Genomic DNA, 14,343 nt, shown 5'->3' with positions numbered 1-14,343 from the left:
GTCCTATTTCTGGCTGGGGAAGCTGAATTCCGCGCCGGATTTGATGCCGGCCGGCCAGCGTGTCGTGACGGTTTTGAGCCGCGTGTAGAAGTGCACGCCTTCGGGCCCGTAGATCGAGTGGTCGCCGAAAATGCTCCGCTTCCAGCCGCCGAACGAGTGGTAGGCCACCGGCACCGGGATCGGCACGTTGATGCCCACCATGCCCACTTCGATCTTGTCGGCGAAATCGCGTGCGGCGTCGCCGTCGCGGGTGAAGATCGCCGTACCGTTGGCATATTCGTGCCCGTGGATCAGGTCGACCGCATCCTGGTAAGTCCCGGCACGAACCACCGAGAGCACCGGCCCGAAGATCTCCTCGCGGTAGATCTTCATGTCCGGCTTTACATGGTCGAACAGCGTGCCGCCGACGAAGAAGCCGTCCTCGTAGCCCTGCAGCTTGAAGCCGCGGCCATCCACCACCAGCTCGGCGCCGGCTTCGACGCCCGCGTCGATATAGCCGACGATCTTATCGCGCTGCACCTTCGAGACGATCGGGCCCATCTGCGAGTCGCGGTCCGTCGCCGGGCCGATCTTCAGCGCCTCGACGCGCGGCTTCAGCTTTGCCACCAGTGCGTCAGCGGTCTTGTCGCCCACCGGCACCGCCACCGAGATCGCCATGCAGCGCTCGCCAGCCGAACCGTAGCCGGCGCCCATCAGCGCGTCGGCGGCCTGGTCCATGTCGGCGTCGGGCAGGATGATCATGTGGTTCTTGGCGCCGCCCAGCGCCTGGATGCGCTTGCCCGCCTGCGTGCCGCGTCGGTAGACGTACTCGGCAATCGGGGTCGAGCCGACGAAGCTCACCGCCTTGATGTCGGGATGGTCGAGAATGGCGTCGACCGCTTCCTTGTCGCCATGGATGACGTTCATCACGCCCTCCGGCAGCCCGGCATCCATCAGCAGCTGCCAGGCGAACATCGGCGCCGACGGGTCGCGCTCCGACGGCTTAAGGATGAAGGTATTGCCGCAGGCAATCGCCAGCGGATACATCCACATCGGCACCATGGCCGGGAAGTTGAACGGCGTGATGCCGGCGACCACGCCCAGCGGCTGCCTGTCCGAATAGGTGTCGATGTTCGGCCCGACATTGCGGCTGAACTCGCCCTTCAGCAGCTGCGGGATACCGCAGGCGAAGTCAACGCAGTCGATGCCGCGGGCCAGTTCACCCAGAGCGTCGTCATGCACCTTACCGTGCTCGCGAGAGATGTGCTCGGCCAGCTCGTCGGCGTGCTTTTCGAGCAGCTCCTTGAACTTGAACATCACCCGCGCCCGCTTCATCGGCGTGGTGTTGGCCCAGGCGGGCAGGGCCTTCTTGGCCGCTGCAACGGCGGCGTTGATCTCGTCGAGCGTCGACAACGGCAGCGTGGCGATCGCCTCGCCGGTGGCCGGGTTGAACACCGGCTGGGTGCGCGTGCTGGTGCTGGTGACCAGCTTCCCGCCAATGGCATTCTGTATCGTCTGCATCACAGACCTCCGCTCGTTGAGTGTAGAACGTTCGTTCTATCGGTGCCGATATAGAACATTCGTTCCATTCTACTCAAGCGTCTTGAGGATACCGGCGAGCGTTCCGATCAGCTCGTCGATCTGCGCCTTCGAGATGATCAGTGGCGGCGACAGGGCGATGATGTCGCCGGTGGTGCGGATCAGGATGCCCGTCTCGAACGCTTTGACGAAAGCCGAGAAGGCGCGCTTGGTCGGCGAACCGGCGATCGGCTCGAGTTCGATCGCGCCGATCAGCCCCAGGTTGCGGATGTCGATGACATGCGGCAGCCCCTTCAGCGAGTGCAGCGCATCTTCCCAGTACGGCGCGATTTCCGCCCCACGGGTCAGCAGCCCCTCGTCCTTGTAGGTCTCGAGCGTCGCAAGACCCGCCGCCGAGGCAATCGGGTTCCCCGAATAGGTGTAGCCGTGCATGAACTCGATGACGTGCTCGGGCCCCTGCATGAACGCGTCGTGGATTTCCGAGCTGACCAGCACCGCGCCCATCGGGATCACCCCGTTGGTCAGGCCCTTCGCCGTAACCAGAATATCCGGCGTCACGCCGAAATAGTCCGCCGCGAACGGCGTGCCGAGGCGACCGAAACCGGTGATCACTTCATCGAAGATCAACAGGATGCCGTGCTTCTTGGTGATCTCGCGCAGCTTCTGCAGATAGCCCTTGGGCGGGATCAGCACGCCGGTCGACCCGGCCACCGGCTCGACGATGACAGCCGCGATGGTCGAAGCATCATGCAGCGTCACGATACGCTCGAGTTCCGACGCTAAGTCCTCGCCGCCGCCTTCGCGCTCGCCGCGGGTGAACTGGTTCTTCCCCGGCGTATGGGTGTGCGGCATATGGTCGACGCCGGTGAGAAGCGTGCCGAACATCTTCCTATTGGTGACGATGCCGCCCACCGAAATGCCGCCGAAATTGACGCCGTGATAGCCGCGCTCGCGCCCGATCAGCCGGAACCGCGAACCGTCACCCTTGGTCCGGTGATAGGCCAGCGCCACCTTCAGCGCCGTCTCGACCGATTCCGAACCCGAGTTGGTATAGAGCACATGGTTGAGCCCCTCCGGCGCGATCGACACCAGTGCGTTGGCCAGCTCGAACGCCTTGGGATGCCCCATCTGGAAGGCCGGCGCATAGTCGAGTTCGGCCGCCTGCTCCTGGATCGCCTCGACGATCTTGCGGCGGCAATGGCCGGCGTTCACGCACCACAGGCCTGCCGTGCCGTCGAGCACCTGGCGTCCGTCGGAAGTCGTATAGTGCATGTCCTTGGCGCCGACGAACATGCGGGGCGCCTTCTTGAACTGCCGGTTGGCCGTGAACGGCATCCAGAACGCGCTCAGATCGTTTGGCGTGACATTGCGACGGTCGGACACCTTGGACTCCCCCGGAGGCTATTTGTTGAGTTTGTGGGTCAAGTATATTTGGAGCTTGACCTTTGGATGTGTTATCCAGAAATTTGACCAGTTGGAAAAAACGTTATCACTCCCATGCCGCCGATCAAGGTGAAAATGCTGGAGACGGAAGGCGGCAAAGGGGGCGCAAAGGCACCCTCGTCGAAGCGTCCCAGGGCGCAGACGCGCATCCAGCGCGAGAAGCAGGAAGTCATCCTCGAAGCGGCGCTCGACGTGTTCAGCCGCGAGGGTTTCCGCGGCGCCACCATCGACCAGATCGCCGAGGCGGCGGGGATGAGTAAGCCCAACCTGCTCTACTATTTCCCTCGCAAGGAAGAGATCTACCAGCGCCTGCTCGCCGAGATGCTGGACGTCTGGCTGGCCCCCTTGCGCGAGATCGATTCGGTCGGCGACCCGGTCCCCGAGCTCCGCTCCTACCTCCGCCGCAAGCTCGAGATGAGCCGCGACTACCCGCGCCAAAGCCGGCTCTTCGCCAACGAGATGCTGCAGGGCGCCCCCCGCGTGCTCGAAATGCTGGAGACCGACCTCAAGGCGCTGGTCGACGAGAAGGCCAAGGTCATGGAAGGGTGGATGGCCGCGGGCAAGATCGTCCGCACCGATGCCTACCACCTGATCTTCTCGATCTGGGCCACCACCCAGCATTACGCCGATTTTGACGTGCAGGTCCGTGCCGTCCTCGGCAAGGACCGCGGCGGCGAAGGCCGCTTCGAAGACGCCGCGCGCTTCCTCGAAAACCTCTTCCTGCACGGCCTCTTGCCGAAGTAGCCGCTCAGCGCTCCCGCAGCAGCGCCAGCGCCACCAGCCCCAGTACCGTGACCATCGCCCCGGCAGCGACGCTGAGGCTCGCCCAGCCATGTCCGGCCAGTCCCTCGAACACGATGACGAAGGCCGGCACCAGGTAGCCATAGGCAATCACCTTGGCGGCCGGCAGGCGCGCCGAGGCGTACTGGATCAGGAAAAAGCACACTGCCGTCGGGCCGATGGCGAGATAGAGCACCGCCCACCACACCAGTGGCGGCAGGTGGACCCAGTCGGTCGCGAGGATCTCAGGCAGCCCGTAGCCGGTGATCCACACCGCCGTCGCCACCATGGTCCAGAAGCTTAGCACTAGCGCGGACTCGCCTCGGTTGAAGCGGCGCAGCAGCGGTGTGTAGATCGCGTAGGCGACGCAGCCGACGAAGTAGATCAGCTCACCCTGGCCGACATCGAAGCGCAGCAACGCGTCGATGTCGCCGCGAAAGATCACCCAGATGGCGCCCAGCCCGGCGAGCACCAGGCTGATCAGCACCGCGAAGCCCGACCGCTGCCCGACGATGAAATACGCCGTCACCGCGGTCATCAGCGGCACCAGCGTATAGACCGCGCTTGTCGCCACCGGCTTGGTCATCGTCAGCGCGATGAACATGGTGACGAAGTAGACGGCAGTCAGGAAGCCGTTGATCCCGAAGCGCCAGGGCGCCGCCGGGAACGCGAACTTCTGTCGCGCCACCCCAAACGCAAACGCCCCCATAAGCGCTGCAGCCAATACGAACCGCAGCGCGTTCAGCGGCACTGCGTGGATGTAGGGCACGGTCAGCGCGCCGAACGTGAACGAGCCGGCGATCAGCCCCGCAAATAGCAGCATGGCGAGATGCGACAGCAGGCGCTGGCGCTTCTCGCTGCTGGCGTCGATGGTCGTGCCGGCAACGCTCACGGACGGCTAGAGCGAATAGGCGACGACGAGCAGGAAGGCCCCGGTCAGGCCGGTGTTCATGATGAACGACTGGACATGCGGCTTCTGCTCCTCGCCCGTGAATTCCCAGAACGGATGGAACAGCACCGTGGCGAGGACCAGGAATACGATCAGTGCCAGCCCGCCGAGCACACCGGCAAACGGCACGAACGGCGACAGCACCGTCAGCGCTCCACCTACGATCTGCAAGGCGACACCGAACTTCGCGGCCGTGTCCGGCTGCGTGATCTTGCGTCCGGCGAGGAACGTCGCAAGGCCCGGAATGGCCTGGATGTTGCGGACGCCGAAGACGATGAAGGCGCCGCCCAGCAAGAGATGGGCGAGAATGAGTAACGTCGAGAACATGCAAAAAAACTCCCTCGGATGCGCCGCTAGAGCGCTTTCAGGAAAAGGTGCAGGCTTTTCCGCCTCGAAAGCGCGACCAATCAAGAACCTGGTGCACTTCCTCGCTTCACCGAAACGGTGAATGCTCCAGTTACAGGACAACGACGCGCGGGGCAGGCCGGAATCGACACCGGCCCACCGAATAATTGTGCCGTCAGGCCGCCTGGCTCACCGGCGCGATGGCGTGCACCATCCGAGATCCGACCGCTACCCGGTTCCAGACGTTGATCGTGCCGATGGCGATGGTGATATTGCCGATCTGCTCGTCAGTGAAGTGGAGGCGCAGCGGTTCGAACGCTTCGTCCGGTGCACGCGTTTCGGCAAGCCGGGTCAGCGCATCGGTCCAGCCCAGCACCGCCCGTTCGGCATCGCTGTAGACCGGCGACTCGCGCCACACGTTCACTAGCGCGATCCACTGTTCGGATAGGCCATCGTGCCGGGCCTCCCTGGTGTGCATGTCGACGCAATAGGCGCAGCCATTGATGTGCGAGGCCAGCAGCTTGATCAGGTGGATGTAGCGGGCCTCGAGCCCGCTTTCGCGGACCACGAAGCGATCGAGTGCTGCCACTGCGCGGTAGGCGTCCGGCGCAGCCTTGGAGATGTCGAGTCGAGCTCGCATGGGATCAGTCCTTTGCTTGGTGGGAAATGGTCAGCCGGCGGCTGGGCGCCGCTCATGCAGTTCGAGAAAGGCGCAACTGCGCTTGTCGATGGCGTCGCCGAGCGGGGTGCCGGGGTTGCTGTTCAGTTCGGCGATGCTGACCTTGCGTAACTCGTCGCGATAGGCGCGCTCCGCCTTCAGCATCGCGGCGCTGACCGCGCACGGCTTGGCGTAGAATTTTGAGGGCAGGGGATCCGGCCCGCGCTGCCGGATTTCGGCACAACGGAACGCCGGCCCCGCACCTTCAACGGCGAGCACCACATCGAGCAGGTTGATCTTGTCGGCCGGTCGCCCCAGCCGGTAGCCGCCACGCGGCCCGGGCACGGACGTAAGCAGGCCGGCGCCCGCCAGCGCCTGCAGGTGCTTCAGCAAATAGCTGGTCGACACGCCGTGGTACTCGGCCAGCGCCGCGGCCGGCAGTGCGCCGTCAGGCTGCAACCCCGCCAGCATCAGCATGCAGTGGATCGCCTGTTCCACACCATCGCCAAGCTTCATCGTCAGACTCCAATCGTGGATAAGACATATCCACGATCAGTGTCGGTGTCGAGTCCGCTGTTCCGGCACGAGTCCGGACAGTCAGGCGGCGTCGGCCATGGGGGTGTCTGCGAAGACGAAAGCGTGGCCGGGCAAGGCCTTGGCGCGATAGAGCGCCGCATCGGCCGCGCCGACCAGCCGGCCGTTGTCATTGCCATAGGCGCTGCCCATGGCGATGCCGATGCTTGCACCGACCTGGATCTGCGACAGCCCGAGCTTCACCGGCTCGCTCAGGGCGAGGCCGATATCGGAGGCAAGTTCCGCGAGTTCCGCGCGTGATGTCGGCGGCCCGCGCAGGATGGCAAACTCGTCGCCACCAATGCGCGCCACCATATCGCCGTCGCGCGCGATGCCTGTCAGCCGCTGCGCCACGATGCGCAGCAGGTCGTCGCCGGCATTGTGGCCAAAGCTGTCATTGACCTGCTTGAAGCCATCGAGGTCGAGATAGAGCAGGGCCGGGTTGCTCGCCGAGCGCGCCAGCTGCTGGTCGAACCCGAGTCGGTTGTAGAGCCCGGTCAGCGCGTCGCGCGACGCCAGCTCCTGGGCAGCCTGCCGGCGTTTCTCCAGGTCTCGCGAGATCCGGTAAAGCCGGTTCAGCACAAACACCACGCCCGCCAGGAACAGTCCGCAGGCAAACAGCCGGATCGGCGCCAGCTTGTAGAACATCTCTGTCCCGAACCGTCGCGGCTGCCACGAAAGCCGGGCATCGGAGCCCGGAACCGTCGTCGAGATCTCGCCCGGGCGAGCGCCACCGCTGACGAAATGCGCGCCGGTGAGACCGAAATCCTCGGCGAGCCGCTCGGCCGTCGCCACATCCGGCAGCGCCCCGTCCGCCAGCACCACTCGCAGCGCCACCTGCGCCCGTTCGGTTTCGGCGGATACCGAGGCTTGATCGATCGACGCCACCGCGAACCACACCGCGCCGATCACAGTCAGCGCGAGGACCACGGTTGAAATAATGCCGACGATCAGCAGCCGCCGCGGGTTCGGCAAAGCCAGGTCCGCCTGGGGCACTCCGCCATCCGATGACCGGACCGGCCGAACCAGGTCTCGAACCCTCTGCCCCATGCGCCTCTCCTACGTTTGGCGCACGCTAGAGGGCTGCCCGTTCACCAATCCTTAGCGATGAAGGCGGTCATCGGCGCATGGTTAGCGAACGGTTAATCCCCTCGCAGCCTCAGCAACGAGGATGCCACACCCACCGGCCGTCATCCCGGCGAAAGCCGGGACCCGCTGCTCGGACAGTTGGTATTCCGCAAAACTTATCCCCGCACTCCGCCCGTCTCCTATCCTCCCCCCACCTCTCCGATGCGAGGCGCTACGCGGCGCCGCGGGGAGGGTTCGGGCTAGGGGCGGGGCGCCGCTTCTAGGGTTTGGTGGAAGCGTCCGCTTTGCGCACCATCGGGCCAAAAGACCGTTCGCAATGGGCGGGGCGAGAGTCCCAACCCTTGTACAGTTTGCCGGACGACCGGCACAGGGACGAAGTCCCGCCCATGCCGCTTCGCAAGAAACGGCAAGACTGACAGGAACCCCCGGGGCCCACGGCCGTCGGGCGCTTCGGCACGTCCGCGGGAACTGCTTTACTCGGCCGGCTCCACCGACTTGCGCATGGGATTGTTCGGGTGGGTCGTCCAGTTGGCGTAGGTCGGCTCCACCACCTTCTTGGTCCGCGCGTCGAGCATCCCCGGCTCGAGCTGGATCATGGTGATGCAGTCTTCCACCGGGCAGACATTGACGCACAGGTTACAGCCCACGCACTCGTCGTCCATCACCTCGAAGTGGCGCTTGCCGTCCTTCTCCTTGGTGATCGCCTGGTGCGAGGTGTCTTCGCAGGCGATGTGGCAGCGGCCGCAGCTGATGCACTTCTCCTGGTCGATCCGCGCCTTGGTGACGTAGTTGAGGTTCAGGTACTGCCAGTCGGTGACGTTGCGTGTTGCGCGCCCGGTGAAGTCCTCGAGCGTCCGGTGGCCCTTCTCGTCCATCCAGTTCGATAGCCCCGAGATCATCTCCTCGACGATCTTGAAGCCATAGACCATCGCCGCCGTACAAACCTGCACGTTGCCGGCACCCAGCGCCATGAACTCCGCTGCGTCGCGCCAGGTGGTCACTCCGCCAATGCCCGAGATCGGCAGCCCATACGTCTCGGGATCGCGGGCGATATCGGCCACCATGTGCAGCGCGATGGGCTTGGCCGCCGGGCCGCAATAGCCGCCATGCGTGCCCTTGCCGTCGATCGTCGGCATCGGCGCGAAATTGTCGAGATCGACGCCGGTGATCGAGTTGATGGTGTTGATCAGCGACACCGCATCGGTGCCGCCGCTCTTCGCTGCACGCGCCGGACGGCGCACATCGGTGACGTTCGGCGTCAGCTTGGTGATCACAGGCATGCGAGTGTGTGCCTTGCACCAGCGCACGATCATCTCGATGTACTCGGGCACCTGGCCCACCGCGGCACCCATGCCGCGCTCGCTCATGCCGTGCGGGCAGCCGAAATTAAGCTCGACGCCGTCGGCCTCGGTCTCCTCGACCACGGCGAGGATGGACTTCCAGCTTTCCTCGGCCAGCGGCACCATCAGCGAGACGACAACGGCCCGGTCCGGCCAGTTCTTCTTGACCTGCTTGATCTCCTGCAGGTTCTTCTGCAGGTCGCGATCGGTGATCAGCTCGATATTGTTGAAGCCGAGCAGTCGCCGGTCGGCGCCCCAGATCGCGCCGTAGCGCGGTCCGTTGACGTTGACCACCGGCGGGCCTTCCTCGCCCAGCGTCTTCCACACCACGCCGCCCCAGCCCGCTTTGAACGCGCGCTCGACATTGTACGCCTTGTCGGTCGGCGGCGCCGAAGCCAGCCAGAACGGGTTGGGCGATTTGATCCCGACGAAATTGTTGCGGATGTCAGCCATGGCTTAACTCCCTCAGTTTCCAGCGAGATAGCGGTTGATGCTCTCGGCCGCGTCGCGCCCCTGCGCCACTGCGGTGACGGTCAGATCGTCGCCGGCCGCGATGCAGTCGCCGCCGGCCCACACGCCCGGCCGGGACGTGCGGCCTTCGGCGTCGGTCTCGATCCGCCCAGCACTGAGCGTCAGCCCTGCCGCTGTTTCATCTTCGAGCGTCTGGCCGATCGCCTTGAACACCTGGTCGGCCGGTAGGGTCAGCGTGTGACCCATGCCAACGAGGCGGCCGTCCTTCAACTCGGTGTACTCAAACTCGATCCCGGTCACCTTGCCATTCTCGCTCAGCACCCGCTTGGGCTGCAGCCAGTGCCGGATAGTGACGCCCTTCGAGGCCGCGAGATCCTGCTCGAAGCTCGAAGCGTTCATATGTTCCTGTCCGCGCCGGTAGCAGATGGTCACCTCTTCGGCGCCCAGCAGCTTCGATTGCACGGCGGCGTCGATCGCCGTCATGCCGCCGCCGATCACCACCACGCGCCGTCCCACCGGGAGCGACGACAGGTCAGTGCTTTGGCGCAGCTCAGCGATGAAATCGACCGCATCGGCCAGCCCATCGGGTCCATCAGTCTCGCCCTCGGCCCGCAGCGCGTTGACGCCGCCCAGGCCGACGCCGAGGAACACCGCGTCATGGGTTTTCAGCAGCCCATCCAGCGACAGTTCGCGCCCCAGCGCCTGGCCTAGTTCGATATCGATGCCCCCGATGGCGGTGACATACTCCACCTCCGCCTGCGCGAACCCATCCGGCGTCTTGTAGGAAGCGATACCGTATTCATTGAGCCCGCCCGCCTTGGGGCGCGCGTCGTAGACCGTTACGTCGTGCCCATGCACCGCGAGCCGGTGTGCCGCCGCCAAACCCGACGGACCAGCGCCAACTACGGCGACCTTCTTGCCGGTCGCCTCGGCGCGCTCGAAGAACTGCGCGTTCTCCGCCATCGCGATATCGGTGGCGTAACGCTGCAGCTGGCCGATCTTCACCGGCTTGCCCTCGGCCTCCATGCGGACGCAGGCGTCCTCGCAGAGTTGCTCGGTCGGGCAAACCCGGGCGCACATGCCGCCCAGGATGTTCTGCTCGAAGATAGTCTCGGCCGCGCCCAGCGGATTGTCCGTCGAGATCTCCCGGATGAACATCGGGATATCGATCTCGGTGGGGCAGGCGTTCATGCACGGCGCATCGAAACAGAAGTAGCACCTGTCGGCTTCGACGAAAGCCTCGTGCCGGTCGAGCGCCGGATGCAGGTCGGAAAAGTTGCGTGTGTACTGGCCGGGTTCAAGACGTCCCGGTGCGATGCCTTGCTTGAGCATTCCCCCGCTCATCGGCAGCTCCCTCTCCTTTAGAGCCATTCCAGACTAGGACGCTAACGCAGCTCCGAAATTTTATCAATTGGTCAAAATTGAGAAATCGCATGCACTGGGAGGGACTCTGCGGTCGGCGCTTTCGGCTCGTTTCAGGATCATTCCAGCGCAGCGGGGAGCCCCTGAACCGGCCATTCCGGACCCGATCGCGCCACAATTGCCGCTCCGCCAACCCTTCCCGTCCCTGATGTACGTGCCCAGAGTCGAAAAATCGTCGCACCCACTATGCCTTCCGGAGTCTTGGCGACGAGCCGACAAGTTTCTGGAATCTCGCGCTAAAATAGAACGGCCAGCGGTAGTGCTACTGATGCATTTCAGCAACGGTTGCACTTGGAAGCGCTCCGTTCAGATTCGGTTCATATTGTCGCCACACCGGCAAAGCCTTGTCCGACCATCGTAAACAAGCGTGAGTAGTCCAAGGTTGAATAGGAAAATCGTTCTGGTCGCCGCAGCAGCCCTCGTGACGGGCCTCATGACCTCAGTCACAGGTGCCATGGCAGATCAGTGCGGTGGGGCGTCCTGGTATGGACCAGGTTTCCACGGCAAGAAGACGGCCTCGGGCGAGCGGTTCAACGAGAATGCCATGACCGCGGCCCACAAGACTCTCCCCCTCGGCACGGTCGTGAAGGTCACGAACCAGCGCACGGGCAAGTCGATCAAGGTCACGATCAACGACCGCGGTCCCTATGCAAAGGGCCGCATCATCGACCTCAGCAAGGCCGCGGCCGCCCAGCTCGGCACCAAGAACGCCGGTGTCGGCAAGGTGTGCGTCGCCAAGCTCTAGCCAATTCGCGCTCAGGAGAAGGTGAAGACTTCTCCGCTTCGAGTGTGCGGTCCGGATGGGCCGGCTAGATACAAAATCAGGGGTCGCCCGGGTGAGACGGGCGGCCCCTTGTCTTTTGCGGCTTACAGATCGTTCGCCGCATTGAGTTCGTCGGTCGTCAGTCCGTCACCTTCCGGGTCGAGCGGATGCGGCCCCCCGGCTCCGATCACCGCCTCGATATCGACAGCGAGCTTGGTGAGGTCGAGTTCCGCCACCGTCTGCACCGGCTGGCGCGCCAGCGCATGCTTCAGCGCTTCCTCGATCAGCTGTGTGCGCTGGGCCTCGTCAACCACCGTTGCCATCGATCTTGATCCCTCCTTCGTCGACGCGGATCTCGAGCGCCGGCTTCTGCGATTCCTGGTAGGCGATGTAGATGCCGAAGCCGACGGCGATCGCCGCCAGCACTGCGATAACGGTGTAGAGCGAACTTCTGGTCATGCCGGTCCCCGTGACGCTGTTGCTAAGGGCAACGCGCCAGTCCCGGCTGTGGTTCAATCGGCGATGGATTTGAGCGCCGCGACGAACCCCGCGATCCCCTCGTCCAACCCCTCCGAATTGTCAATGATCGTCGGCACGATGCCCTCGGGCACCGGTGCGCCCTCGCGCTGCAGCCGTGCCGCCACCTCCTCTGCAGTCTCTCGCCCGCGTCCGGCGAGCCGGGCTGCTCGCACCTCGGGCCGCGCCGTCACCAGCAGCACGTGGCAGGCCGGGTACTTCTCGATCGCCCGCTCGATCACCTTGCGCGAGGTGTTCACCACGACGATCCGCCCCGCCACCATCGACGCGTCGATCGCCGCCGGCACCCCGTAGCAAAGCCCGTGCGCCTCCCAGTCGAGCGCATAGGCGCCGCGCAGCTTCTGCCGGCCGAATTCGTTGACGTCGATGCTGTCGTGATCCTCGAGTTCCACCATCGCTGTCCGGGTCACCACCCGGCGCGGAAAGCTGAAGCGGACATCGTCGGCCAGCGCGGACTTGGCCGCGCCGATCAGCGTGTCCTTGCCCGCGCCCGACGGTCCGACCACAAGGACGAGGGCGCCGTGGCTCATCAGCTCACCCGCTTGCCCTGGCGCCACACCGAGCGCACCACTGGCACCGGATCGGTCCGCCGCACCCGCACTAGGTCGGCGCGCTTGCCGATGGCGATCTCGCCGCGGTCGCTGAGATGCGCTGCCGCCGCGGGCCGTGCCGTCACCATGCCCACCGATTCCGGCAGGGTGATATTGTCGGCCACTTCCGGCAGCAGGAACGCCGCGTACATCAGCGAGAACGGCACGTAGTCCGAGCTCAGCACGTCGAGCACGCCGGCCCGCGCCAGTTCAGCCGCCGAGATATTGCCGTTGTGCGATTTGCCGCGCACCACGTTGGGCGCACCCATCAGCACGGCCATGCCGGCCTCGTGGCAGGCGCGCGCCGCCTCCATGGTGGTGGGAAACTCGGCAATCGCCATCCCGTCGCGCACCGCCTCGTCGACGTGTTCGACTGTCGCATCGTCATGGCTGGCGAAAGCCAGCCCGATCTCGCGACCGCGCTTCAGGATCGCTGCGCGGTTCTTGTCGGCATACTTGTCGCGCTCGGCCTGCCGGTCGGCGATGTACTGCGCCATCTCGTCGTCCGAGAAGCGCATCTTCTTCTGGTAATAAGCGATGTAGTGCTCGAGCGTCGTGTACTGCCGAGCGCCCGGAGTGTGGTCCATCAGCGAGGCCAGCCCGACGATCGGGTTGCTGCAATTGTCCTCGAAGTGCTGCGCCACGTCGGGCGTTGCGAGCTCGCAGCGGAGGTGAATGTGATGGTCTGCCCTGAGCCGATCGCTCGCATCGGCCTCGGCCACCGCCTCGACCATGGCGCGCACGTCCGCGGTGATGTCGCCAACTTCGGGGTCCGAGCCGATGCGCACCGCGTCGAACACCGTGGTGATGCCGGCGCCCGCCACCTGTGCATCATGGCTCTGCAGCGCCGCGATGGCGTTCCAGGTCACCCCCGGCCGCGGCCGGTAGTGGTTCTCGAAATGATCGGTATGGAGCTCAACCAGCCCGGGGATGACATAGTCGCCGCCAATGTCCTCGGCGTTCCGCGCCGGGCCCGGCTCGATCGCCGCGATCACTCCGTCGCGGACCAGCACCGAACCCTCGATCACCTCGTCGCCGAGTACGATCCTGGCATTACCGAGCGCGAACTCGCTCATCGACGGCCTCCCCACTGAGCATGAAATCGTCGAGGCGCATGAACGGCGCCCCCGCCTCTGGCTCGTGGAAAAGCACGAGCCTGTCCAGCACCGTCTCCGCCTCCGCCAACGCCCCGAAATGCGCAGCAGCGGCGCGCGTATAGGCCTCGCGCTCGGTCTCCGGCAGCCGGTCGGTGAGCGTCATGTGCAGGCGGAACTGCTCGAACACGTAGGGGTAGCCGAACCGATCCATCAGTTCGATCTGCCGCTCGCTCAGGTTTCCTCCCTTCAGCCGCCGCTCGCGCTCAGCCGCCGACGGCAGCGCGCGGAATGGCTCGAACGCCTCCACTACCTCGCCGGCGAAGTCGGTCAACTCGGCAGTCTGGTTCGCCGGGATCAGCGCCAGGAATCCGTCGATCAGCGCCAGCTTCAGCCGCCCGATCGCCACCGGCTCGCTTTCCTCGGCAAACGCCGCGAGCGCATCCACGAGTTCCGCTCGCGACTTTCCTTCGCGCAGCAGCATCGGCGCCTTGATCGTCGCATGGAAGCCGTAGCGCCGCGCCGAAACGCTCCGGTCGAACAGCGCATCGCGCGTCGTGCCGGCCAGCGGCCCATCAAGCGTCGCGCCGGTGAGCGGATCGCGCCCCAGCCACTCGGCGGCTTTCAGCCACAGCGGCTCATCCGCTCCGGGCGCATAATAGATGGCAAAGCGTTCGGGCATCGGGTCGCGGCTCGGCGAGGGACAGGCAAGGAACGGGGGTGACTAGCCCCGTTCGATGTCAGTTTTTTGTCAGTCCCGCAAGGCGTCCA

The 14,343-nt window shown here is 65.0% G+C and carries 16 protein-coding genes; 2 read left to right on the top strand and 14 right to left on the bottom strand.

What is annotated here, in order from left to right; translation table 11 throughout:
- Nucleotides 1-3: 3 nt before the first annotated feature.
- Entirely contained in the window at nt 4-1,500 is a 1,497-nt protein-coding gene (locus tag AC1DV8_RS05755; protein WP_477150971.1) for a CoA-acylating methylmalonate-semialdehyde dehydrogenase, read from the bottom strand.
- Nucleotides 1,501-1,569: 69 nt separating this feature from the next.
- Nucleotides 1,570-2,901 (bottom strand): omega-aminotransferase AptA, encoded by a 1,332-nt coding sequence (gene aptA, locus AC1DV8_RS05750; RefSeq protein WP_477156791.1) that lies wholly within the window; start codon nt 2,899-2,901, stop codon nt 1,570-1,572.
- A gap of 135 nt (nt 2,902-3,036) precedes the next feature.
- Between aptA and AC1DV8_RS05745 the strand changes: the two genes are divergently transcribed.
- Nucleotides 3,037-3,705, top strand: coding sequence for a TetR family transcriptional regulator C-terminal domain-containing protein (locus AC1DV8_RS05745; protein ID WP_477156990.1), 669 nt, complete (start codon nt 3,037-3,039; stop codon nt 3,703-3,705).
- A gap of 4 nt (nt 3,706-3,709) precedes the next feature.
- Here the strand turns inward: AC1DV8_RS05745 and AC1DV8_RS05740 are convergent, their stop codons facing one another.
- The 7 genes from AC1DV8_RS05740 to AC1DV8_RS05710 form a co-directional block, all read right to left on the bottom strand.
- Entirely contained in the window at nt 3,710-4,633 is a 924-nt protein-coding gene (locus AC1DV8_RS05740; protein ID WP_477156790.1) for a DMT family transporter, read from the bottom strand.
- A gap of 6 nt (nt 4,634-4,639) precedes the next feature.
- Nucleotides 4,640-5,017: a hypothetical protein gene (locus AC1DV8_RS05735; protein ID WP_477150975.1), complete on the bottom strand. Its 378-nt coding sequence runs from the start codon at nt 5,015-5,017 to the stop codon at nt 4,640-4,642.
- Between the two features lie 193 nt (nt 5,018-5,210).
- Nucleotides 5,211-5,675, bottom strand: coding sequence for a carboxymuconolactone decarboxylase family protein (locus AC1DV8_RS05730; protein WP_477150976.1), 465 nt, complete (start codon nt 5,673-5,675; stop codon nt 5,211-5,213).
- 30 nt (nt 5,676-5,705) lie between these two features.
- A complete protein-coding gene (locus AC1DV8_RS05725) occupies nt 5,706-6,209 on the bottom strand; it encodes an RrF2 family transcriptional regulator (protein ID WP_477156789.1) in 504 nt (167 codons plus the stop codon).
- 81 nt (nt 6,210-6,290) lie between these two features.
- The gene (locus AC1DV8_RS05720; protein WP_477156788.1) at nt 6,291-7,262 is read right to left on the bottom strand and encodes a diguanylate cyclase domain-containing protein; all 972 of its coding nucleotides are present in this window, start codon (nt 7,260-7,262) and stop codon (nt 6,291-6,293) included.
- Between the two features lie 566 nt (nt 7,263-7,828).
- Nucleotides 7,829-9,148 carry an NAD-dependent dihydropyrimidine dehydrogenase subunit PreA gene (gene preA / locus AC1DV8_RS05715; RefSeq protein ID WP_477150979.1) on the bottom strand — a complete coding sequence of 440 codons (1,320 nt, stop codon included), beginning with the start codon at nt 9,146-9,148 and terminating at the stop codon, nt 7,829-7,831.
- A 12-nt stretch (nt 9,149-9,160) separates the two neighbouring features.
- Entirely contained in the window at nt 9,161-10,510 is a 1,350-nt protein-coding gene (locus tag AC1DV8_RS05710; protein WP_477156787.1) for an NAD(P)-dependent oxidoreductase, read from the bottom strand.
- A gap of 460 nt (nt 10,511-10,970) precedes the next feature.
- Here AC1DV8_RS05710 and AC1DV8_RS05705 point away from each other — a divergent pair, with 460 nt between their 5' ends.
- Entirely contained in the window at nt 10,971-11,333 is a 363-nt protein-coding gene (locus AC1DV8_RS05705; protein WP_477150981.1) for a septal ring lytic transglycosylase RlpA family protein, read from the top strand.
- A gap of 122 nt (nt 11,334-11,455) precedes the next feature.
- Here AC1DV8_RS05705 and AC1DV8_RS05700 read toward each other — a convergent pair whose 3' ends face one another.
- From AC1DV8_RS05700 to AC1DV8_RS05680, 5 genes are read right to left on the bottom strand one after another with little or no spacing between them, the layout of a single operon-like run.
- Nucleotides 11,456-11,674 carry a hypothetical protein gene (locus tag AC1DV8_RS05700; RefSeq protein WP_477150982.1) on the bottom strand — a complete coding sequence of 73 codons (219 nt, stop codon included), beginning with the start codon at nt 11,672-11,674 and terminating at the stop codon, nt 11,456-11,458.
- A complete protein-coding gene (locus AC1DV8_RS05695) occupies nt 11,658-11,810 on the bottom strand; it encodes a hypothetical protein (RefSeq protein WP_477150983.1) in 153 nt (50 codons plus the stop codon). Before AC1DV8_RS05695 ends, AC1DV8_RS05700 begins: the two co-directional genes overlap by 17 nt.
- Nucleotides 11,811-11,863: 53 nt before the next feature.
- The gene (gene phnN, locus AC1DV8_RS05690) at nt 11,864-12,418 is read right to left on the bottom strand and encodes a phosphonate metabolism protein/1,5-bisphosphokinase (PRPP-forming) PhnN (RefSeq protein ID WP_477156786.1); all 555 of its coding nucleotides are present in this window, start codon (nt 12,416-12,418) and stop codon (nt 11,864-11,866) included.
- Nucleotides 12,418-13,554 (bottom strand): alpha-D-ribose 1-methylphosphonate 5-triphosphate diphosphatase, encoded by a 1,137-nt coding sequence (locus AC1DV8_RS05685; protein ID WP_477156785.1) that lies wholly within the window; start codon nt 13,552-13,554, stop codon nt 12,418-12,420. Before AC1DV8_RS05685 ends, phnN begins: the two co-directional genes overlap by 1 nt.
- Complete coding sequence (locus AC1DV8_RS05680) at nt 13,532-14,254, bottom strand: DUF1045 domain-containing protein (RefSeq protein ID WP_477156784.1); 723 nt, start codon at nt 14,252-14,254, stop codon at nt 13,532-13,534. Before AC1DV8_RS05680 ends, AC1DV8_RS05685 begins: the two co-directional genes overlap by 23 nt.
- Between the last annotated feature and the right edge of the window lie 89 nt (nt 14,255-14,343).

Source organism: Devosia sp. P3_B2 (genome assembly GCF_056402875.1).
The sequence above is the reverse complement of the archived record's forward strand: the minus strand, read 5'-3'. Positions and strand labels throughout refer to the sequence as shown.

Bases quoted from the DNA above. Each gene is read 5' to 3' on its own strand.
- AC1DV8_RS05685 (WP_477156785.1), bottom strand. From the start codon at position 13,554: ATGAGCGAGTTCGCGCTCGGTAATGCCAGGATCGTACTCGGCGACGAG.
- AC1DV8_RS05680 (WP_477156784.1), bottom strand. From the start codon at position 14,254: ATGCCCGAACGCTTTGCCATCTATTATGCGCCCGGAGCGGATGAGCCG.
- AC1DV8_RS05730 (WP_477150976.1), bottom strand. From the start codon at position 5,675: ATGCGAGCTCGACTCGACATCTCCAAGGCTGCGCCGGACGCCTACCGC.
- AC1DV8_RS05695 (WP_477150983.1), bottom strand. From the start codon at position 11,810: ATGACCAGAAGTTCGCTCTACACCGTTATCGCAGTGCTGGCGGCGATC.
- AC1DV8_RS05700 (WP_477150982.1), bottom strand. From the start codon at position 11,674: ATGGCAACGGTGGTTGACGAGGCCCAGCGCACACAGCTGATCGAGGAA.
- AC1DV8_RS05710 (WP_477156787.1), bottom strand. From the start codon at position 10,510: ATGAGCGGGGGAATGCTCAAGCAAGGCATCGCACCGGGACGTCTTGAA.
- AC1DV8_RS05725 (WP_477156789.1), bottom strand. From the start codon at position 6,209: ATGAAGCTTGGCGATGGTGTGGAACAGGCGATCCACTGCATGCTGATG.
- preA (WP_477150979.1), bottom strand. From the start codon at position 9,148: ATGGCTGACATCCGCAACAATTTCGTCGGGATCAAATCGCCCAACCCG.
- AC1DV8_RS05735 (WP_477150975.1), bottom strand. From the start codon at position 5,017: ATGTTCTCGACGTTACTCATTCTCGCCCATCTCTTGCTGGGCGGCGCC.
- AC1DV8_RS05745 (WP_477156990.1), top strand. From the start codon at position 3,037: ATGCTGGAGACGGAAGGCGGCAAAGGGGGCGCAAAGGCACCCTCGTCG.
- AC1DV8_RS05755 (WP_477150971.1), bottom strand. From the start codon at position 1,500: ATGCAGACGATACAGAATGCCATTGGCGGGAAGCTGGTCACCAGCACC.
- phnN (WP_477156786.1), bottom strand. From the start codon at position 12,418: ATGAGCCACGGCGCCCTCGTCCTTGTGGTCGGACCGTCGGGCGCGGGC.